Origin of the sequence: Nocardia sp. NBC_00511 (assembly GCF_045161165.1) — a bacterium.
GTDB lineage: Bacteria > Actinomycetota > Actinomycetes > Mycobacteriales > Mycobacteriaceae > Nocardia.
Map to the genome: position 1 here is coordinate 4490335 of NZ_CP107849.1, position 19979 is coordinate 4510313.

Consider the following 19979-nt stretch of genomic DNA (forward strand, 5'->3'; position numbering starts at 1 on the left):
AAGCAGCCGCAGCCGACAGCACCCGACCCGTTCTCACGTGTCGGACGGTGCGGATACCTTGCAGCACAACCGAAACACACACCGTGGGGGAAGAAGGATCCATGCTCGACGACGAGAACCGCTGGGCGGCACCGGAGAAATGGGCGGCGGAGGCGGTTCCCGCGCGGGATATCGGACCGCGGCCGGAGTTGGTCGGGGCGGGGGTCGCGGTGGATCGGGAGTTGCTGCTGAGCGGGGAGCTCGGGGAGTTGGGGCGGAAGTTGGAGCGGCTCGTTCCGGGGCGGGTCGGGCTGTTCCGGTTGCGGACCACGCTGGCCGGGTTGCCGGACGATGAGTACGCCGCGGTGATCGCACGATTGGGTGAGCTGCGTGAGCGGTCGGGCAGTTGGCCCGTGCTGGTCGCGACCTCGGTGCTGGCACCGACTGAGCAGCATTGGGTCGACGCGGATGTCGCCGCTGTCGAGTCCTCGCCGTGGCGTCAGCGCGCGCTGCTCGTCGCCTCGGTGAGTACGCGCGCGCAGGTGGAGAAGCTGGCCGAGCACATCTCGATGGCCAGTGAGCATGAGGTCGGCAGGCGTCTGATCGGTACCGCGCTCACCCGGGTCGGCACGGACGGCGCGCTGCTGCTGCAACAGTGCCTCCCCTATCACTGGCATGACGAGCAAGCGGCGCTGAGCCGGGAATGTGCGGGTCTGCTGGCGGAGTTCCCGACCGACGAAGCATTCTCGATACTGCTCGCGAACATCGGAACACCGTTCCACGCGAAGACCGTTCGCGAAGCGGCGGAACGTTTTCCACACCGGGCACTGCGGATGCTGAAGGCGGTCCGGCAGCCGTCGCCGACGGTGCTGTACCTGATCGATCACCTTGCCCGGACCTATCCGGAGGTGGGTGCCGAATTCGGTTTCCGCGCACAGCGATACCGCGAGGCGGTGGCGTCCGAGCTGCCCGAAGCACTGCGGCAGCCGCCCGTCGATCAGCCGAAGAGCCGCTCACGCCGCCCGGTGTTGGCGGGACTACCGGAGCCGACGCCGATCGCACTGGCTTGGGCGGACGGCGAGCAGGCGGTGTACGCCGGTTTTCAGCTGTGGAACTGTCCTCCGCAGATGGATTACGCGAAAGCCCTCGCCCAGACGGTCGCCGAGCGTGACGGGACATTCGTCGCCACCCAGCACGAGCCGGTCCACTACGTGCCGCGCATGCTCGCGATGGCTCCCGACGAGGTGGCGCGGCCATACCTGCGGATGTCGCTGCCCGACCAGGGCGAACCGGACCAGGCCGCACTGAAGCGAATGCTCGGCCGCTTCGGCGCGGAGGCCCTCGACTTCGTCCTGCCGATGGTGCTGCGCGAGGGCAACGAGTTGCCCGCTGTCATGGCTCCGATGACCGGCACCGAGATCACGCGCTGGATGTCTCACCGATTGGGCGGCAAGAACTTCGCCAACACGGCCCGGGTCTGGCTGGACCGTCATTCCGCCGCGGCCATTCCCGATCTGATCACGGATTCCTTCGCCAAGCTCGCCAGGGACCGCAAGTTCGCGCATGCGGCGCTGCGGTATCTGGCCACCGAGCATCGTGCGCTGATTCTGACCACAGCGGCCGGATACGGTCCGGGTATCGCCGACGCGGTGGCCCCGCACCTGGACGCGCCGGTACAGCGGATTCCCGCACTGCCGGAATGGTTCTCGATGCCCAGGACCGTCCCCGTGGTGTTGACGGCGGATCGCGCTGCCCTGCCCGAGCCTGCCGTGCGAGCGGTCGTGACCTACCTCATGCTGTCCGCCCCCGAAGGCAAGCACGCAGCCGTCACCGAGCTGATCGAGATCGCCGACCGGGATTCGCTGGCCGAGTTCGCCTGGTCGCTGTTCGAGCTGTGGCGGATGGCCGAGTTCCCCACCGAGGGACGCTGGGTGCTGCGCGCTCTCGGACTGCTCGGCACCGACGAGACGGCGAATCACCTGGTGCCGTACTTGAAAGCATGGCCGAGTGAGTCCTTCTATGCCCGTGCGGTTTCCGGTCTCGATGCGCTCGCGACCATCGGCACCGAGGGCGCACTGCTGCACCTGCATCGGCTCAGCCTCCGATCCGATGTCGGATCGCTCAGCTACGAGGCATCCAAGAAGATCAAGCAGGTTGCCGCGCAATTGAACCTGACCACGGAAGATCTCGCCGATCGACTGGTGCCCGCATTCGGGTTCGACGCGGAGGGCACATTGACCCTCGACTACGGCCGTCGCGGTTTCGTGGTGCGGTTGGACGAACAGCTCGGGGTGATCGTCTTCGACGCGACCCGCGGTGACGACGGCGGCTGGGTGACGGGTAAGCAGCGCAAGGCGGTGCCGAGGCCCGGCGTGAACGATGAGGGTGAATCTGCCACGTCGGCGCACCGCTCGTACGCGGCCATGCGGAAGGGTCTGAAATCTGAAGCTACCGAACAGATTCGGCGAGTCGAGCGCGCCATGATCGCCCGGCGGCGCTGGACGGTGGAGGTGCAGCAGCGGGTGTTCGACGCACACCCGCTGCTGTCCCGGATCACCCGCCGCCTGGTCTGGGCCGCCTTCGACGAGACCGGTTCGGCCACAGCGGCATTCCGTATCGCCGAGGACGGCAGCTACGCCGACGTCGACGACAAGACCGTCGAACTCCCCGATGACGCCACGGTCGGCATCGCCCACCCAGTGGATCTCGGTGCGGCCGTGGCGGAATGGGGTGAGGTCTTCGCTGACTACGAACTGCTGCAACCGTTCGAGCAGCTGCAGCGGGTGAGCTTCGCGCCCGGTTCGCCGGAGGTGCTGGCCGGGCTCTCGGCCTTCGAGGGATCGGTGGCCGGCGCCGGACCACTGCTCGCGTTGCGCAGCCGCGGCTGGGATCTGGACGGCTTCGACGGATTGATCGACGCGATCAATCGACGCTCGACGGCCCGCGGCGGCTCGGTCCGGCTGACCTTCTCGCCCGGCATCGATCTCAGCGAGCCGATGGCCCGGTGGGAGCAGACCCTCATCTCCATCCACACGAGCGATGAGCTGAGCGCACTCGACCCCGTCACCGCTTCCGAACTTCTGCGCGACCTGCACACCCTGCGATAGATCCACGGAACATCCATGTCGGACGGCACGGATATCTTGCAGCACAGACGAAATACATACACACCGTGGGGGAAGAAGGAACCATGCTCGACGACGAGAATCGCTGGGAGATACCGGCCGACTGGTGGGCGGAGGCGATTCCCGGGCGGGATATCGGGCCGCGGCCGGAGGTGGGCGAGGGTGACGCCGAGGATCGGGTGCTGCTGTTGGAGGCCGCGCCTGAGGAATTGGCGCGGGAGTTGGCTCAGCTCAGTTCACTTCGGGTGGGGTTGTTCCGGTTGCGGACCGTGGCGGCGGGGCTGTCGGACGACGAATACCGTTCGGTTGTCGCGCGATTGGGTGATCTGCGTGAGCGCTCCGGCGATTGGCGGGTGCGGGTCGCGGCGTCGGTGCTGGCTCCGAGCGAACAGCACTGGGTGGATGCGGATCTCGCGGCCACCGAGCCCACCTTCCAGCAGGCTCGCGCCATGCTGGGCGCCTCGGTGACCACGCGGGCGCAGGTGGAAGCTCTGACCGCGGTGGTGCGGATCTCGTTCACCACGGAACTCGGTAAGCGACTGATCTGCACCGCCATTACCCGGGTCGGTCCGGACAGTGCGCCGCTGCTGGAGACCAGCCTCGGCACGCATTGGGATCAATACCATGATGGGTTCGGCCGGGAATTCGCGCACATGCTGGCGCGGTTCCCGACCGATGACGCGTTCTCAATGCTGCTGCAGTACATCGGTGATCCGAGGCATGCGATGGCAATATTCGATGCGGCGGAGCGCTTTCCACGGCGGGCGCTGCGACTGCTGAAGGCGGTCCGCAAACCATCGCCGACCGTCGGGTACCTGATCGACCACATCGCCAGGACTTTTCCGGAGGTCGGTGCCGAATTCGGTTCCCGCACGGTGCGATACCGCGAAGCGGCACTCGCTGAGATTCCCGAATCGCTACGTCAGCCTCCGACAGCCGAACCGAAGAAGCGCAAGCTTCAGCCGGTCCCGTCAGGGCTACCGGATCCCACGCCGGTCTCCCTGGCCTGGGCGGAGGGTGAGCAGGCGGAATTCGCCAATGCTGAATTGTGGTACAGCAATTCACACATTGACGACTACCAGGAAGAACTCGACCGCTTTGTCACAGCGCACGACGGCGTTCCGACCGCCATCGGGTACAGCCCGGCCAATGAAGTCCCACGGTTGCTCGCCATGGCCCCCGCCGATATCGCGCGCCCCTACCTGCGAATGGAGCCGGGCGAGGGCTGGCCGGGGGAAGGTGCGCTGCAACGTCTTCTCGGCCGGTTCGGCACCGACGCAGTCGATTACGTGGATCAGATCCTCGGACGTAAGGGTCAGGAGTCGTCGGTTGTCATGGCTCCCATGACCGGAGCTCGGATCACCCGGTGGATGGCTCATTGGAATAGCTCCAAGTCCAATCGCGCGGCGGCTCGCGGCTGGTTCGACCGTCACTACGCGTCGGCCCTACCGGACCTGATCGCCGACGCGTTCGCCAAAACCGCGAAGGAGCGCAACAACGCCCAGGCCGCGATGCGCTATCTCGCTCCTGCCCATCGTGAACTCATGCTGAGGACAGCGGCCGGATACGGCTCCGATATCGCCGTCGCTGTGGCCGCGCTGCTGGAACCCGCCGCACAACGAATCCCTCCGATCCCGGACTGGTTCTCGATGCCCGGCACATCACCCATACTGCTGGCCGCCGACCGAGCCGTATTGCCCGAGCCCACAATCCGGGCGGTCGTCACATACCTGATGATGTGCGAGCTGGACGGCAACCACAGCGCCATCGCTGAACTGGTCAGTATCGCCGACCGCGATTCGCTGGCCGAGTTCGCCTGGTCGCTGTTCGAACAGTGGCGGATGGCCGAGTTCCCGGCCAAGGGCCGCTGGGTACTGCGCGCGCAGGCTTTGCTCGGCACCGACGAGACCGCGGATCGACTGGTGCCCTATCTGAAGGCGTGGCCCACCGAATCCTTCTACGCCCGTGCGGTTTCCGGTCTCGATGCGCTGGCCTCGATCGGCACCGAGGGCGCGCTGCTGCACCTGCACCGGCTGAGCCTGCGTACCGATATCGGTGCGCTCAGCTACGAGGCGACCCAGAAGATCGATCAGGTCGCCGCCCGGCTGGGCCTGACCACCGAGGATCTCGCTGATCGGCTGGTGCCCGCCTTCGGCTTCGACAGCGATGGCACCTTGACCCTCGACTACGGTCGCCGCGGTTTCGTGGTGCGGTTGGACGAGCAGCTCGGGGTAATCGTCTTCGACGCGACCCGTGGCGAGGACGGCTGCTGGGTGGCGGGTAAGCAGCGCAAGGCGGTGCCGAGGCCCGGGGTGAACGACGAGGGCGAGTCCGCCGCGTCGGCGCATCGGTCGTACGCCACCATGCGGAAGGGGCTGAAATCCGAAGCTGCCGAACAGATTCGACGCATCGAGCGGGCGATGGTCACCCGGCGGCGCTGGACGGCGGATGCGCAGCGTCGGGTTTTCGACGCGCACCCGCTCCTGTCACGGATCACTCGGCGGCTAGTCTGGGCCGCGTTCGACGAGACCGGTTCGGCCACAGCGGCATTCCGTATCGCCGAGGACGGCAGCTACGCCGACGTCGACGACAAGACGGTGGAGCTCCCCGACACCGCTGTGGTGGGGATCGCGCATCCGGTGGATCTGGGCGCGGCCGTGTCGGGATGGGGTGAGGTTTTCACCGATTACGAACTGCTGCAACCGTTCGAGCAGTTGCAGCGGGTCAGCTTCGCGCCCGGATCGGCGGAGGTGGCGGCGGGGCTGTCGGCGTTCGAAGGCTCACCGGCTGGTGCGGGGCCGCTGCTCGCGCTGCGGCGTCGCGGCTGGGAACTCGCCCTGGACGGTGGCGTGGTCGACGGGCTCACTCGGTACCTCACCGCCGATTCCGCCTGGGTCCAGCTCGAGATCTCCCCCGGCATCGACCTCGACGAGCCGATGGCCGAATGGAATCAGACTCTCGTCCAGGTCCACCTGAAGGGCGACCTGACCGCCCTCGATCCGGTCAGCGCCTCCGAGCTGCTGCGGGATCTGCACTCACTGCGTTAGACCGTCGGCGAATTCCTGCTGGACGACGAAACCCGGTGGAATCCAAGACGAACCATGTCGGTGAGCGCGATTACTCGAAGCATCAGCAGTGCCCCGGTCCGGCCGCGTGGTGCGCGCCGGACCAGCACTCCACGGCGAACGCGCCGGAACCTCACGAGTGCAGGCGGACCAGATCCGCGGATTCGTTCTGGCTGGCGCATTCCTGGTACGGGTTGGGGTCGCCCTGGCGTTGGCCGCATACCCAGCGGACGGTGCCGACGGTGACGGCGATGTCGCCGTTGGATTGTTGGGCGCGGTCGGCGGCGTAGGCGTCGACCACCGCGTGGGCGACGGGGCAGAAGTCGTTGCCCTTGGCGGTGGAGGCGACCACGGCCAGACCCCAGGGGCCGGTGCCGCACTGGACGGCTTCGTGGCCTGCGGCCGGGAAGGCGTTCGCGGGGGCCGGGACGGCGGGAGTGGGGGTCGTGGAAGGTTTTGCGGCGGCGCTGCTTCCGGAGCTGTCGGTGCAGGCGGTCAGGGTGACGGCCGATAGGACGGCCAGCGTGGTGAGCGCGATCCTGGTGTACCGCACGAAACCTCCTCGTCGCAGTGCCCCTCCCCCGGCATTCTGCCCGCCGGGCGCGCGCGGAGCGAGACGCCACGCGCAATACGGACGAATCAGGCACATAGTGAAGCGGATTCGGCAGGTCAGCCGACGTCGCGGCGCAGCCAGGTGACCTCCGCGCCTTCGCCGCCGAGGCGGTAGGCCTCGAGGACGTCGTCCCAGGGGGTGCCGAGGGCATGGTCGATGTCGGCGGCGATATCCATCGAATTGCGGCCGCGGGCGCGGGCTTCGGCGACGATGGCGCGCAGGCGCATCTCGCCGACCATGACGTCGCCGTTGGCGGCGGTGGGGGCGGACCAGAGGCCGAGGCCGGGGACGAAGCTGAAGCGTTCGCCGTCGACGCCCTCACTGGGGTCCTCGGTAACTTCGAAATAGAGCACGGGCCAGTCCCGCAATGCCTTGGCTAACCGTCCGCCGGTACCGACCGGGCCGTACCAATCGGTGGTGGCCCGCAGATTTCCGGGGTCCGCTGGTTGCGCGGTCCAGCGCAGTTTCGCGGGCGCTTTGAGGGTGGACGTGAGCGCCCATTCGACATGCGGGCACAGCGCGGCAGGCGACGAGTGGATATAGACGACTCCAGACGTCGCATCCGCGAATTGACTAGACGCGCGCACCACTAGCACCTCCGGCTCGACGAGGGACGTCTTCCCCAACGGCCCCGTTCGCGCGGCGTTGCCCGAGTTTACTGGAGTGCCCGATGTTGCGTGTGTTACTTCGTACCCGTGTCGGAGCTTACGCAAACTCCGCGATCACGGCGTCACTGAGGGGTGGCCACGCCATTCTGGCCCAGTCTCCGAAATTCTCGTCCGCGAGCGAGAGACACGCGACGCCGACTTCCGGATCGACCCAGAGGAAAGTGCCGGACTGACCGAAGTGCCCGAAGGTGGCCGCGGAGTTGTCGGACCCGGTCCAGTGCGGCACCTTGTGGTCGCGGATCTCGAATCCCAGTCCCCAGTCGTTGGGGCGCTGCGACCCGTAGCCGGGGAGAATCCCATTGCGGTCCGGGAATTGCACTGTGCTTGCTTCAGAATGCAATTCCGCACTGAGGATCGACGGGCTCAGCAATTCGTCAGCGAACCGTAGCAGGTCTGCGACCGAGGAACGGCCCGCATGCCCGGCCGGACCCGCCAGCACCGAGTCGGTCATGCCCAGCGGCTCGAACACCGCCTCGTGCAGGTACCGGTCGAACGGGATATCCGTCTGCGCCGCAACGAAATCCGCGAGCACCTCGAATCCGGCGCTGGAGTAGATGCGCCGCTTACCCGGCTCGGCCTGCACGGCGAGGGAGTCGAAGGCCAGTCCGGAGGTGTGCGCGAGCAGGTGCCGCACGGTGGATCCGGGTGGCCCGGCCGGCTGGTCCAGCTCGATCGCGCCCTCCTCGACGGCCACCAGAACCCCGTATGCCACAAGGGGTTTGGTCACCGAGGCCAGCGGAAAGACCCGTGCGGTGTCACCCTCGGTATCCACCGTGCCCCGACCACGCACGGCGACGCCCGCCGCCGCGTTCCGGACCGGCCACTGTCGAATTTGTTCCAGCGCTCGCACCCCACGAGCCTACGAGTCGGTTCGTACCGTCGGCTGCGCGGTCCCCGCCCGCCGCAGCAGCGACCGTGATCGCCCGTAGCCGAAGTACACCATCAGCCCCACCGCCGACCACAGCCCGAACGCCAGCCAAGTCACGCCGGGCAGGTGGAACAGCAGCCACACGCACAGCCCGACACCCAGCACCGGCACCAGCGGCACCAGCGTCCGGAACGACCGTGGCAGTTCGGGTTTGGTGCGGCGCAGCACCAGCACCCCGATGTTCACCAGGCCGAAGGAGACCAGGGTGCCGATATTGGTGGCGTTCACCAGTTCGCCGAGCGGGATCAGCGCCGAGAGCACCGCGACCAGACCGCCGACGATCAGGGTGTTGAAGGTCGGCACCCGGTTGCGACCCACCTTCGACAGCAGCGGCGGCATCAGCCCGTCGCGGGACATGGCGACCAGGATGCGGGTCTGCCCGTAGAGCACGGTGAGCACCACCGAGGCGATGGCGATGACCGCGCCGCCCGCGAGAATGGTGGCGGGCCAGCCGCGCCCGGTGACCTGCTCGAGCACGGTCGCCAGCGACGCCCCGGAGCTGCTCACGTCGTCGATGCCGACCGCGCCGACCGCGGTCAGCGCCACCAGCACGTACATCAGCGTCACGATGCCGAGCGAGATGATGATGGCGCGCGGCAGATCTCGCTGCGGGTTGCGGGCTTCCTCACCGGCGGTGGAGGCGGCGTCGAAGCCGATGAACGAGAAGAACACCATGGAGGCCGCGGCCCCGATACCGGCGACCCCGGACGGGGCGAAGGGGTGCAGATTCTCGGAATTGAATGCGGTGATCGCGACGGCCACGAAGAAGATCAGCACCGCGATCTTGATAATGGTGGTGACGGTGGTGACCCGCGAGCTCTCCCGCACGCCACCGAGCAGCACCACGGTGGCCAGCAGCACCACGATGGCGGCGGGCAGGTTGACGACTCCGCCGCCGCCCGGCGGCTGGGCCAGGGCATCCGGAATCCGCCAGCCGATGGTGGATCCGAGGAATTCATTGAGGTACGCACCCCACCCGACGGCGACCGCCGCCACCGAGACCCCGTACTCCAGCAGCAGGCACCACCCGCACACCCAGGCCACGATCTCGCCGAGGGTGGCGTAGGTGTAGGAGTAGGCCGACCCCGAAACCGGTACCGCGCCCGCCAGTTCCGCGTACGACAGCGCCGAGAACAGGGCCGCGAGCGCGGCGATCACGAAGGAGACGACAACGGCGGGCCCGGCCTTGGGCGCGGCCTCGCCGAGGACGACGAAGATGCCGGTGCCCAGGGTCGCGCCGACGGACAGCGAGATCAGCGCGGTCAGACCCATGCTGCGCCGCAGCGCGGTGTGCTCGCTCTCGGCGGCGAGCTGTTCGACGGGTTTGGTCCGCAGCAATGACGCGGTAATCCGCTGGAGTCCGGGCATGTACGGCCACGCTACCGGCCCGGAAACCACTTTTCGGGCACGGGGTGTCGTGTCCCCAGGAGATAGCACAGCTCACAGCTATGCACTGGCGTCGCATCGGCCCCAAACCTGCCGACCGCCCGGTTACGATCTGTCCATCATGAGTGAGCAGGTCAGCATCCACGGCGACGTCGACAGCGGTTTCGGGCCGGTCGCCGACGCGTTCCGCCGCAACTTCACCCAGCACGGCGAGATCGGCGCGGCCGTCACGGTCTACGACGGCGATCGCCCGGTCGTGGATCTGTGGGCCGGACACCGCGATCGCAAGCGCACGCTGCCGTGGCAGCGCGACACCATGGCCCCGGTGTGGTCGTCCACCAAGGGTATGACCGCCTTCGTGGTGGCGTCGGCGGTCTCGCGCGGACTGCTGGATTACGAAGCGCCGGTGGCGCTGTACTGGCCGGAATTCGCCGCGCAGGGCAAGGATTCCATCACCGTGCGGCAGCTGCTGGATCATCAGGCGGGCCTGGCCGCGCTGGATCGCCCGTTCCGGCTGACCGATATGGCCGATCTGGATCACATGGCCGAGGTGCTCGCCGAGCAGAAACCGTTGTGGCGTCCGGGAACCCGGCACGGCTACCACCCGATCACCGCCGGGTTGTACCAGGGTGAGCTGATCCGCCGGGTCGATCCGCAGCATCGCACCCTGGGCCGAATCTTCGCCGAGGACTTCGCGCAGCCGCTGGGTGCGGACTTCTATATCGGCCTGCCCGAGGACATTTCACTCGACCGGGTCGCCACGCTGTCCGCGACGGCGGGCCTGGATGTACTTCGCTACGAGCGGGATCTGCCGGTACGCATCGGGATTCAGCTCTACAGCAAGCGCGGCCTGTCCTTCCGCGCACTCAACAGCCCTCAGGTCGGTGCGCCCGCACGTGCCACCCGCCGCGAGTTCCTCTCGGTGGAGAGCCCGGCCGCCGGTGGCGTCGGCACCGCGCGCGCCCTGGCCCGGGTGTACGGCGCGGCCGCCGGGAAGACCGGCGAGCTGCCGATCGACACCGCGCTACTGGATCGCCTGGCCACCCCCGATACCGCCGACGACGTCCCCGCCGAGGACCTGGTCCTGCTCACCCCCAGCCGCTATCACCTGGGTTTCCGTAAGTCGCGCGGCAGCTTCCGCTTCGGCAGCGACAAGCGCGCCTACGGCACCACCGGATACGGCGGCTCGTTCGGATTCGCCGATCCCACAACGGGTCTCGGCTTCGGTTACACCATGAATCGCCTGGGCATGGCCGTGCTCGACGATGTCCGCTCCCGCAATCTCCGCAATGCCCTGCTCCGCTGTCGCTGACCGATAGGAGTCCGTCCATGCCGCCGTCCCAGTGGATGATGCCCGAAGAATGGCGAGCACACCGGCGCACCTGGATGGCGTTCGGCGCGGCCGAGCGCGGGTGGACGGTGGACCTGTTGCCGCGCATCCGTGAGGACGTGGCCCGCATCGCCACCACCATCGCCCGGTTCGAGCCGGTGTCGATGCTGGTGCGGCCCGAGGAGTTCGATCTGGCGCGGGCGCTGACCGGCCCGGAGGTGGCGCTGGTCCCCGCCGAGATGGACGATCTGTGGCTGCGCGACAGCGGCCCGGTGTTCGTCGAGGCCGACGGGCGCAGGGCCGCAGTGGATTTCAACTTCAACGGCTGGGGCGACAAGCAGGAGCATCGCGAGGATTCCCGGTTGGCCCGGCTGGTCGGTGAGCGGACCGGAGCCGAGGTGCTGAGCACCGAACTGGTGATGGAGGGCGGTGGCATCGAGGTCGACGGTGCGGGCACCGCGATCATCACCGAGAGCTGCGTGCTCAACGACAATCGCAATCCGGGCTGGCTGCGCGAGGACGTGGAGGCGGAACTGGCTCGGCTGCTGGGGATTTCGAAGGTGATCTGGCTGCCGGGCATCGCCGGGTACGACATCACCGACGGCCACACCGACCTCTACGCCCGCTTCGCCGAGCCGGGCGTGGTGGTGGCCGGGCGGGAGGACGACATCGACTCCTACGACTACGACGTGACCCGCCGCCACCTCACCGTCCTGCAGGACGCCACCGACGCCGCGGGCCGTCCGCTGCGCGTCGAGGTGATTCCCGGACCGCGCCAGCTGCGCGCGGACTTCGCCGACGACGAGTTCGCGGCGAGCTACCTCAACTTCTACCTGTGCAACGGCGGCGTGATCGCGCCGGAGTTCGGTGACGACAAGGCCGACGCGACCGCGAAAGCCGCGCTGGCGCAGTTGTTCCCGGATCGCGAGGTGGTGCAGATCGATATCGACGCGGTGGCGGCGGGCGGCGGCGGCATCCACTGCACCACGCAGCAGGAACCCGCCTGAGGCTCAGACCCGTTCGACGTCGTGGACGTGGTGCACCAGGTCGTGCCCGAAGTACCGCGCCATCGATTCGACGGTGAACGCGGAACCGTTGCTGCGCAGTGCCGCCCGATCGCGTTCGGTCACGGGAACGGATTCGAATGCGCGCGCGGCGGTTTCGGCCGCGGCAGCCAGTTCGGCTGCGACGACGGCGGTTTCGGCGGCCGGATAGTTCGCGGCGAGGGCGGTGGCGTCCTGGTCCCAGTCGGCGAACATCGGCACCCCGTTGTCGGCGACGGTGACGGTGGTGTCGTAGGCGGCGATGACCGGGCCCGGACGCGCACCGCCGGTGCGGGCGATGTCGAGGCGGTGTTCGAAGATGCGGCACACGTCGCGGACGTGCGCCGCGTACTCCAGCGTCGACCAGGTCGAATCATCCGGGCGCACACGGGAATCCGAGCGATCCAGGGCGGCGCGCAGCCGGTCGGAGCTGTCGCGGACCAACCCCGGGACCGCCTCGAAGGCGGTGGTCGCGGGGTCGAATCCACAGTCCGGGCAGGAGCGTTCCAGGACCCAGGTCCAGTCTTTGGCGTCGGGAGCGATCGGCATGCGCATCACGGTACGGTGGCAATAAATTACGTGCCACCAATATCCTGCCACCATCCCTCGAGATGGCGACAGGTTTGCCGTCACTCCATCAGCTGATGCGCCTTGCCGAACAGTTCGAGGGTGATGGCGTGCAGGAAGTCGCCGACCTGCTTGGGGGCCTTGCCCGCGAAAGCCCGTGCGTGCGTGCCCTCGAGCACGATGCCGAGCTTGAAGCAGGCCAGCACCGTGTACCAGGTGACGTGCGTCAGGTCGCGATCGGAGAACTGCCCGTAGTGGGCGGTCATCTCCGCAGCCGTCGGCAGCCCGCCCACGCCGCCGAGCGCGCCGATCAGCGCCGCGCCGGTGGTGCCGGGCTCGGGCCGGGTGGCGATCTGCCAGCCCAGGTCCAGCAGCGGGTCGCCGATGGTCGACATCTCCCAGTCGACCATGGCCACCACGTCGGGGCCGTTGAAGTCGAACATCAGGTTGGCCAGGTGGCAGTCCCCGTGCAGGATCCCGGCTTTCGGCTGCGCGGGGCGATTGCGGTCGAGCCAGTCACCGACGCGCTGCACGCCCGGGATCTCCGGGCCGGGGTAGCCCTCGTTGGTGCTGTAGGAGTCGAGTTCCTTGAGCCAGCGTGGCACCTGCCGCTCCAGGAAGCCCTCGGGTTTGCCGTAGTCGGCCAGGCCGAGCGCCTCGTGATCGAGGGAGCCGAGGCGGGCGATGGCCTCCACCGCCGAGAGGCCCATCTGCCGCCGGATCTCGGGGTCACCGGCGTGCAGGGCGGGCAGTTCGTTCTGCGGGTTGAAGCCGGTGACCGGTTCCATCAGATAGAACGACGCGCCGAGCACCGATTCGTCGGGGCAGGCGGCGATCACCTTGGGCGCGCGGATCTCGGTGTCCCCCAGCGCGCCCAGGATCCGGGACTCGCGCTGGATGACGGTGTTGCTGGCCGCCCGCAGATGCTTGGGTCCGCGCCGCAGCACGTAGTCGCGGCCGCCGCGCTGGAACCGCAGCATGATGTTCTGGGTGCCACCGCCCAGCGGCTTCACGTCCTCGAACTCCCCGCCGGGCAAGCCCTGCTCTTCCATCCATTTCCCGACGATGGCGAAATCGACGACGTCACGATCCACTTCGACCGGCTGCGCTACAGACATGCCGACCATTGTGCCGTAGGCCACCACCAGAACTGAAGGCACATGCCAGCAGTACCGGGTGAATCTGGACAGCGCGTAAAGTTCCGGGGCAAATGCGCACGCTGCTGATCGATAACTACGACTCGTTCACCTACAACCTGTATCAGCTGATCAGTGAGGTGAACGGGGTCGAACCCGTGGTCGTGCGCAATGACGAGGTCACGAGGATCGAGCAGCTCGGGCTGCGCGAATTCGACAATATCGTGATCTCGCCCGGACCCGGGCGGCCGGACGTGCCGCGCGATTTCGGCATCTCGGCGGCGCTGATCGCGGAATCGGACCTGCCGCTGCTGGGCGTGTGCCTGGGGCATCAGGGGATCGTGCTCGCGGCGGGCGGGGTGGTGACGGCGGCCCCGCGGGCGCGGCACGGGTATCCCGATCGCATCACCCACGGCGGTGTCGAGTTGTTCGACGGTGTGCCGCAGGACTTCTCCGCCGTGCGCTATCACTCGCTGTGCGCCGCACTGCCGTTGCCGGATGCGCTGGAGGTGACGGCGACCGCGCCGGACGGGGTGATCATGGGCGTCCGACATCGCACCCGGCCGCAGTGGGGGGTGCAGTTCCATCCCGAATCGATCTCCAGCGAGCACGGGGCGACGCTGCTACGCAATTTCGCCCGGCTCACCGCCGAATATCAGCGCGGGCAAGGTATTTCGGGGTCATCGTCGCGAACTGCGCTGGCGCGCAAGGAGGCCCAGCAGGTCCCGCCCCTATCCGAGCCGGTGCGGTACCGCGTGGAACAGGTGGTGCTGGATCGTGCGGTGGACGCGGAGGCCGTGTTCGACGCGCTGTTCAGCGGCTCGCCCCATGCGTTCTGGCTCGACAGCGAGCATGTGGAGCCGGGCCTGGACCGTTTCTCGTTCCTCGGTGACGCCTCGGGGCCGCTGGCCGAGGTGGTGCGGTATCGGATCGGCTGGGACGCCGTCGAGGTCGAGTCCGCGACCGGGCAGCGCCGGGTCCCGGGTGGCGTGCTGGATTACCTATCGGGGGAGCTGAAGCGCCGCCACATCGACTTCCCGGACGTCCCTTTCGATTTCGCGGGCGGCTACGTCGGCTATCTCGGCTACGAGATGAAGGCCGAGTGCGGTGCGGGCGCCCGGCACACCGCGCCGACTCCGGACGCGCAGTGGATCTTCGCCGACCGTCTGGTCGTGGTCGACCACGAGGCGGGCCGCACCCACCTGCTGGCTCTCGCCGAGCCGGATTCCCCTGCCGCCGCACTGGATTGGCTCGCGGCCAACCGGGTCGTGGTGGACACCCTGCCGACCTGGGAGAACCCGCCCGCCGTGGAGCTGCGGGCCGATGAACTCACGGTGGCTCCGCTGCTGACCCGCGGCAAGGACCGCTATCTGGCCGATGTGGCCGCCTGCCGGGAGCAACTCCTGGCGGGTGAGTCCTATGAGATCTGCCTGACCGACAGCGCCTACTTCCCGGCCGACACCGACGGCCTGTCGGTGTATCGCACACTGCGCCGGTGCAATCCGGCCCCCTACGCGGCGTTCCTGCGGTTCGGTGAGCTGGAGGTGGCTTCGGCCTCCCCGGAGCGCTTCCTCAAGGTGGATCGCGCCGGCACCGTGGAGAGCAAGCCGATCAAGGGCACCGCGCCGCGCGGCCTCACCCCCGGCGAGGACGCGGCGCTGGCCGCCGAGCTGGCGCGAAACCCCAAGACCCGCGCCGAGAATCTGATGATCGTCGACCTGCTGCGCAATGATCTGGGCCGGGTCTGCGAGATCGGCTCGGTGCACGTCCCGAAGCTGATGGCCGTCGAGACGTACACCACCCTGCACCAACTCGTGTCCACCGTGCGCGGCACCCTGCGCCCCGGACTCGACGTGATCGACTGTCTGCGTGCGTGTTTCCCCGGCGGCTCGATGACCGGCGCACCGAAACTGCGCACCCTCGAGATCATCGACACTCTCGAAACCGAGGCCCGCGGCATCTACTCCGGCACCATCGGCTTCCTCGGCCTCGGCGGTACCGCCGACCTGAACATCGTCATCCGCACCGCCGTCCGCCACGAGGGCCGCTGGCGGGTCGGCGCGGGCGGCGCGGTCGTCCTGGACTCCGACCCCCTGGCGGAATATCAGGAGATGGTCTGGAAGGCCGCCACCGCCCTACGCGCCCTCCCCCTGCTGGGCACCCCGCCGGTCCACTCCTGATCTCGGCTATTTCTTTCGGCGAGAGGGGGTCTCGGGCGGCGGTGGGGGTGGCTGCTGCTCGCGGCCGGTGAGCCGGTTCAGGAGGGAGACGCCGGGGAGCTTGTCCAGGCGGGTGAGGGCCTCCTCGCCGAGGGCCGTGACGGATTCCAGGCGGGTCAGCAGTTTGTCGTAGGCGACGAAGGCGGGCTCGGCCAGGGCCAGGGTGCGGTCGAGGCGGTCGATGGTGGAGTTGAGGCGTTCGACCGCGGTGGTGAGGCTCTGGATGAGGTCGGGCAGCTGGGCGGCCAGTTGAATCGAGGCCGGGGGCAGCCGGACCGCGGTGTCGAAGGCGGTGGTGGCGGTGACCTGCGCGGAATCGAGGGCCTGACCGGCGGCGGTCTGGGCGGCCTCCATGGCGGCCTGTGCGGCGGCGAGGATTTCGCCGGGGGTGGGGACGCGCGGCGTACCGCGCGGGGCAGGGTCGGGGCGGCCGCTCCCCTTGGGATTGGTCATGGTTCCACTGTGCCGCACGTTTCCCCGAAAGGGGTTCCGGCTCGGTCGCGATCGAGTGTCGGAGGCTCGTGGCATAGTGCCACCACGATGAAACTGACCAAGGGTGGGCATACGACGGTTCCGACTTCGCTTCTGTCGGTGGTTCTTTCGTGGGGTTCCGGGCCCAGGGTGGCGGCGCAGGCGCTGTTGCTGGGCGGTGACGGGCGGGCCCGGTCGGATCGGGACTTCGTCTGGGAGCGCGCGCCCCGGCACGTGTCGCAGGCGGTGTCGCTGGATCCGGAGCCCGCGCCGGGGACCGCCCGGCTGTCGGTGTCGCTACCGCGCACCGGGCCGGAGGTGTCCGCGATCGTGGTCACCGCGTCGGTGCCGGGGCGGTTCACCGAGGTGCGGGACGTGCGATTGACGGTGCTCGACCACGACCGTCCGGTGGCGTGGTTCGACCTCGACGAGCCGGAGGCGCTGCCCGCCATGGCGTTCGGCGAGTTCTTCCGGTCCGGCGACGGCTGGGGTTTCCGGGCGCTGGGTCAGGGCGCGGTGAGCCTGGCGGGGCTGGTGCGCGAGTTCGGGGTGCGGATGCCCGAGGTCGAGGCGCCGGTGCGGGTGACCGTGCCGCCACCGAATGCCGAACGGCCGGACTGGCATCCGGATCCCCGGGATCCGGCCCGGCTGCGCTGGTGGGACGGCGCGAGCTGGTCGGCCTCGACACTGCCGCGGCTGCCCGAGGACGCGCAGCGGTGCGCGCGCTGCGGGGCGCCGCGCCGCCGCCGCTTGTTCGGAACCGCGGCCTGCCGTGAATGCGCCGCCGAGACAGCCGAATACCTGCGGTCGTGGCGACCGCGCGCCGAACGCGCGCTGCGCCGGGCCGATTCCCACGAGGACTGGGACACGCTGTGGGCGGCCCTGCGTTTCGCGCGCGTCGAACGCTCGGCCGGGCAGGAGCTGCTGCGCCCGCTGGCCCTCGACCATCTGGAACGCCTGGTGGCCTTCACCTTCGCCGACGGTGTGGTGGAGGAACCGGACCTGGACGACTTCGACGAGACGGTCGACGAACTCGCGCTGACCGGCCCGCTGATCGAGGATCTGCGCCGCCGCATGCAGCGCGGCCGCATGCTGACCCGCCTGCGCTCGGGCGAACTGCCGCAGCTCGCGACGACGGGCCTGCACCTGGATCCCGATGAGCGCGTGCACCTGAATGTCGCGGCCGTGCAGGTCCGGCAGCTGGTGCGCGGGCCGAAGCGCACCGAGGGCCGTCTCATCGTCAGCAATCGCAAACTGCGTTTCACCGGCCCCGACGCGGGCACCGAGATGCCTTGGGCCCGAGTCGTTTCCATCACGCCGGAGCCGGGCCGGATCGCGGTGGCCGCCACCTCCGCGCGCGGTGGCGCGCTGCTCGAGGTGGCCGACCCGGACTATGTGGCCGCCGCCATGGAGGGTGCGCTGCGCATCGCCAAACGCCTGGCCCTCTCCCCCGGCCGCCGCGACTCCCGCGCCATCCCGCCGGACGTCAAGGCCCAGGTCTGGCAGCGCGACGCGGGCCGCTGCGTGGAATGCGGCGACACCCACTATCTGGAGTTCGACCACATCATCCCGCTGAGCCGAGGCGGCGCCACCAGCCCCGCCAACCTCCAGATCCTCTGTCGCGCATGCAACCGGACAAAGGGAGCACACATCTGACGCCTGCCGACGCGCGGCAGCGTGGGCAATGTGGGGAATCGCGCACCGTGCGATGAATCATGTTGAGCAGCAGGCGGGGGCCGTCCTAGCGTCCGAGGAAAGCGCATCGGGAAAGGGGATTCGACATGCGGGTTGCGGTGGTGGGCGGGACCGGGACACTCGGGCACCCGGTGGTCCGGGAGCTGGCGGCCCGGGGACATGCGGTGCGGGTGCTGACCCGGACCGCACCGGTGCGTTCGGTGGCGGGCAGTGAGCATTTCCCGGTCGATCTGGCCGCCGGGACGGGGTTGGATGCCGCGCTGGCAGACGTCGATGCCGTGGTGGACGCGGTCAGCAGTCGCAGCCTGCGCAGCGCCCGGGTGATGGTCGAAGGGGTGCGGACCCTGCTGGCCGCCGAGCAGCGGGCGCAGGTGGGCCACCATGTCGAGGTGTCCATCGTGGGCTGCGAACAGGTGCCGTTCAGCTACTACCGCACCAAGACCGCGCAGGAGCAGGTGGTGACCCAGGGTCCGGTGCCGTGGACCCTGTTGCGCGCCACCCAGTTCCACGATCTGATCGACGAGATCCTCGCCGCCGCCGCGAAATTCCGGATCGCACCGCACGGCAACCTGATGTTCCAGCCGGTGGACGTGAACGCGGTGGCCCGGCGGCTGGCCGACGCGGTCGACGCGGGCCCCTCCGGCCGGGTCCGCGATGTCGGTGGTCCGGTGGTGCAATCGCTCACCGAGTTGGCCGAGACCCGGCGAATGATCCTGGGGCAGTCACTGATTCCGCTGCCGGTGCCGCCACTCGGGCGGATCGTGCGACGGGTGCGCGACGCTGCGCTGTGCCTCGACGTCGATGGCGAGACCGTGTCGTACGACTATGCCGAGTGGCTGCGAAAGCACCGGCGGAAGTCCGTGAACTGATTCCATCCTGACCCGGTGCGCACGCGCCGGGTATCCGGATTTCCCCGGATCCTCCCCCGATTCAGCGCCTTACCCGCTGCACGGCCGGTTCCGCGCAGAACTGGTCGGTGGCCTGATCCTGCGTGAGTCCCGTGCGGGCGAGACCACCGGTGTCGATCACCGTGCACTGTGAGCCGCCGACGTGTCCGGTGCCGTCGTCGAGCAACTGGACCTCGGCGGTGACGAGCGGTTGCAGGATGTCGGCGGCGAACGTCCAGAATTCGATCTGCCACTTCTCGTAGCTGTCGCGCGCGGTCACCACCGTGTATCCCGCTGCGGACAGGTCGATTCCGATTCCGGCGAGTTCGCCCGCGCGCTCGAGCCGGGTGGCGTCGCCGGTGGCGTGATAGACGGCGTACCGGATGTTCGCGGTGGTGAGGTCGAGGGGAACGATGAGTTCGTCGCGGCCGTCGCCGTCGAGATCGCGCAGCCGGGGTTCGGCCTGGGTGTGGACGGGGTGTTCGGTCAGGGTCTGCACCTGGCTGCCGGAGGAGTCCAGGACGGTGACGGCGAGTTGCGGCCCGCTGTGCCGGACCTCGAAGGCGAGCCCGGCCGAATCCCGGGATTGCAGTGCGCAATCCGGCGGGGTGGCCGTCGTCCCGATATCGCCGCAGGGCGGCAGGTCGGAGAGGGGTTCGACGGGGTTCGCGCCGCCGGGTGCGTTGCCCGCCGGAGTGTCGGGACCCCCGTGTCCGGAGCAGGACGCGGCGGCGAGCAGTGTCGCGACCGCCAGCCCTGTGGCCGCGAGCTTCCTGCCCATGTTTCGAGGATATCGGCGATCGGCCCGGTGAACCCGGCAATACACGCCGGAGTAGCAGTAATCAAACATCATGTGCACACCTGCGC

General features: G+C 68.7%; 15 protein-coding genes. 7 read left to right on the forward strand and 8 right to left on the reverse strand.

Features of this window, described 5'->3' with window-relative positions:
- Positions 1-101: 101 nt before the first annotated feature.
- Both OG300_RS21165 and OG300_RS21170 read left to right on the forward strand, forming a co-directional pair.
- On the forward strand, positions 102-3086 hold the full coding sequence (locus tag OG300_RS21165; protein WP_405484130.1) for a DUF4132 domain-containing protein: 2985 nt from the start codon (positions 102-104) through the stop codon (positions 3084-3086).
- Positions 3087-3151: 65 nt separating this feature from the next.
- A complete protein-coding gene (locus tag OG300_RS21170; protein WP_405484132.1) occupies positions 3152-6151 on the forward strand; it encodes a DUF4132 domain-containing protein in 3000 nt (999 codons plus the stop codon).
- Between the two features lie 151 nt (positions 6152-6302).
- Here OG300_RS21170 and OG300_RS21175 read toward each other — a convergent pair whose 3' ends face one another.
- From OG300_RS21175 to OG300_RS21190, 4 genes are all read right to left on the reverse strand, one after another.
- Positions 6303-6722, reverse strand: coding sequence for a hypothetical protein (locus OG300_RS21175; protein WP_405484134.1), 420 nt, complete (start codon positions 6720-6722; stop codon positions 6303-6305).
- Between the two features lie 116 nt (positions 6723-6838).
- On the reverse strand, positions 6839-7369 hold the full coding sequence (locus OG300_RS21180; protein ID WP_405484136.1) for a DUF3145 domain-containing protein: 531 nt from the start codon (positions 7367-7369) through the stop codon (positions 6839-6841).
- Between the two features lie 118 nt (positions 7370-7487).
- Positions 7488-8300, reverse strand: coding sequence for a serine hydrolase domain-containing protein (locus tag OG300_RS21185; RefSeq protein ID WP_405484138.1), 813 nt, complete (start codon positions 8298-8300; stop codon positions 7488-7490).
- Between the two features lie 9 nt (positions 8301-8309).
- Positions 8310-9746 carry an amino acid permease gene (locus tag OG300_RS21190; RefSeq protein WP_405484140.1) on the reverse strand — a complete coding sequence of 479 codons (1437 nt, stop codon included), beginning with the start codon at positions 9744-9746 and terminating at the stop codon, positions 8310-8312.
- A gap of 139 nt (positions 9747-9885) precedes the next feature.
- Here OG300_RS21190 and OG300_RS21195 point away from each other — a divergent pair, with 139 nt between their 5' ends.
- A complete protein-coding gene (locus OG300_RS21195; RefSeq protein WP_405484142.1) occupies positions 9886-11076 on the forward strand; it encodes a serine hydrolase domain-containing protein in 1191 nt (396 codons plus the stop codon).
- Positions 11067-12101 carry an agmatine/peptidylarginine deiminase gene (locus tag OG300_RS21200; RefSeq protein WP_405498623.1) on the forward strand — a complete coding sequence of 345 codons (1035 nt, stop codon included), beginning with the start codon at positions 11067-11069 and terminating at the stop codon, positions 12099-12101. The genes OG300_RS21195 and OG300_RS21200 overlap by 10 nt, the downstream gene beginning before the upstream one ends.
- Before the next feature lie 3 nt (positions 12102-12104).
- On the opposite strand, the gene OG300_RS21205 is transcribed toward OG300_RS21200, so the two are convergent.
- The gene (locus OG300_RS21205) at positions 12105-12686 is read right to left on the reverse strand and encodes a DinB family protein (protein ID WP_405484144.1); all 582 of its coding nucleotides are present in this window, start codon (positions 12684-12686) and stop codon (positions 12105-12107) included.
- 80 nt (positions 12687-12766) lie between these two features.
- The gene (locus tag OG300_RS21210; protein ID WP_405498624.1) at positions 12767-13831 is read right to left on the reverse strand and encodes a phosphotransferase family protein; all 1065 of its coding nucleotides are present in this window, start codon (positions 13829-13831) and stop codon (positions 12767-12769) included.
- Between the two features lie 83 nt (positions 13832-13914).
- Between OG300_RS21210 and pabB the strand changes: the two genes are divergently transcribed.
- A complete protein-coding gene (gene pabB / locus OG300_RS21215) occupies positions 13915-16020 on the forward strand; it encodes an aminodeoxychorismate synthase component I (protein ID WP_405484146.1) in 2106 nt (701 codons plus the stop codon).
- A gap of 6 nt (positions 16021-16026) precedes the next feature.
- Here pabB and OG300_RS21220 read toward each other — a convergent pair whose 3' ends face one another.
- Complete coding sequence (locus OG300_RS21220) at positions 16027-16512, reverse strand: hypothetical protein (RefSeq protein WP_405484148.1); 486 nt, start codon at positions 16510-16512, stop codon at positions 16027-16029.
- Positions 16513-16599: 87 nt separating this feature from the next.
- Between OG300_RS21220 and OG300_RS21225 the strand changes: the two genes are divergently transcribed.
- A complete protein-coding gene (locus OG300_RS21225; RefSeq protein WP_405484150.1) occupies positions 16600-18186 on the forward strand; it encodes a TerD family protein in 1587 nt (528 codons plus the stop codon).
- 125 nt (positions 18187-18311) lie between these two features.
- Positions 18312-19094, forward strand: coding sequence for an SDR family oxidoreductase (locus tag OG300_RS21230; protein WP_405484152.1), 783 nt, complete (start codon positions 18312-18314; stop codon positions 19092-19094).
- A 61-nt stretch (positions 19095-19155) separates the two neighbouring features.
- Here OG300_RS21230 and OG300_RS21235 read toward each other — a convergent pair whose 3' ends face one another.
- Positions 19156-19893: a hypothetical protein gene (locus tag OG300_RS21235; protein WP_405484154.1), complete on the reverse strand. Its 738-nt coding sequence runs from the start codon at positions 19891-19893 to the stop codon at positions 19156-19158.
- Between the last annotated feature and the right edge of the window lie 86 nt (positions 19894-19979).

Bases quoted from the DNA above. Each gene is read 5' to 3' on its own strand.
- OG300_RS21220 (WP_405484148.1), bottom strand. From the start codon at position 16,512: ATGACCAATCCCAAGGGGAGCGGCCGCCCCGACCCTGCCCCGCGCGGT.
- OG300_RS21195 (WP_405484142.1), top strand. From the start codon at position 9,886: ATGAGTGAGCAGGTCAGCATCCACGGCGACGTCGACAGCGGTTTCGGG.
- OG300_RS21165 (WP_405484130.1), top strand. From the start codon at position 102: ATGCTCGACGACGAGAACCGCTGGGCGGCACCGGAGAAATGGGCGGCG.
- pabB (WP_405484146.1), top strand. From the start codon at position 13,915: ATGCGCACGCTGCTGATCGATAACTACGACTCGTTCACCTACAACCTG.
- OG300_RS21205 (WP_405484144.1), bottom strand. From the start codon at position 12,686: ATGCCGATCGCTCCCGACGCCAAAGACTGGACCTGGGTCCTGGAACGC.
- OG300_RS21190 (WP_405484140.1), bottom strand. From the start codon at position 9,746: ATGCCCGGACTCCAGCGGATTACCGCGTCATTGCTGCGGACCAAACCC.
- OG300_RS21230 (WP_405484152.1), top strand. From the start codon at position 18,312: ATGCGGGTTGCGGTGGTGGGCGGGACCGGGACACTCGGGCACCCGGTG.
- OG300_RS21210 (WP_405498624.1), bottom strand. From the start codon at position 13,831: ATGGTCGGCATGTCTGTAGCGCAGCCGGTCGAAGTGGATCGTGACGTC.
- OG300_RS21225 (WP_405484150.1), top strand. From the start codon at position 16,600: ATGAAACTGACCAAGGGTGGGCATACGACGGTTCCGACTTCGCTTCTG.
- OG300_RS21235 (WP_405484154.1), bottom strand. From the start codon at position 19,893: ATGGGCAGGAAGCTCGCGGCCACAGGGCTGGCGGTCGCGACACTGCTC.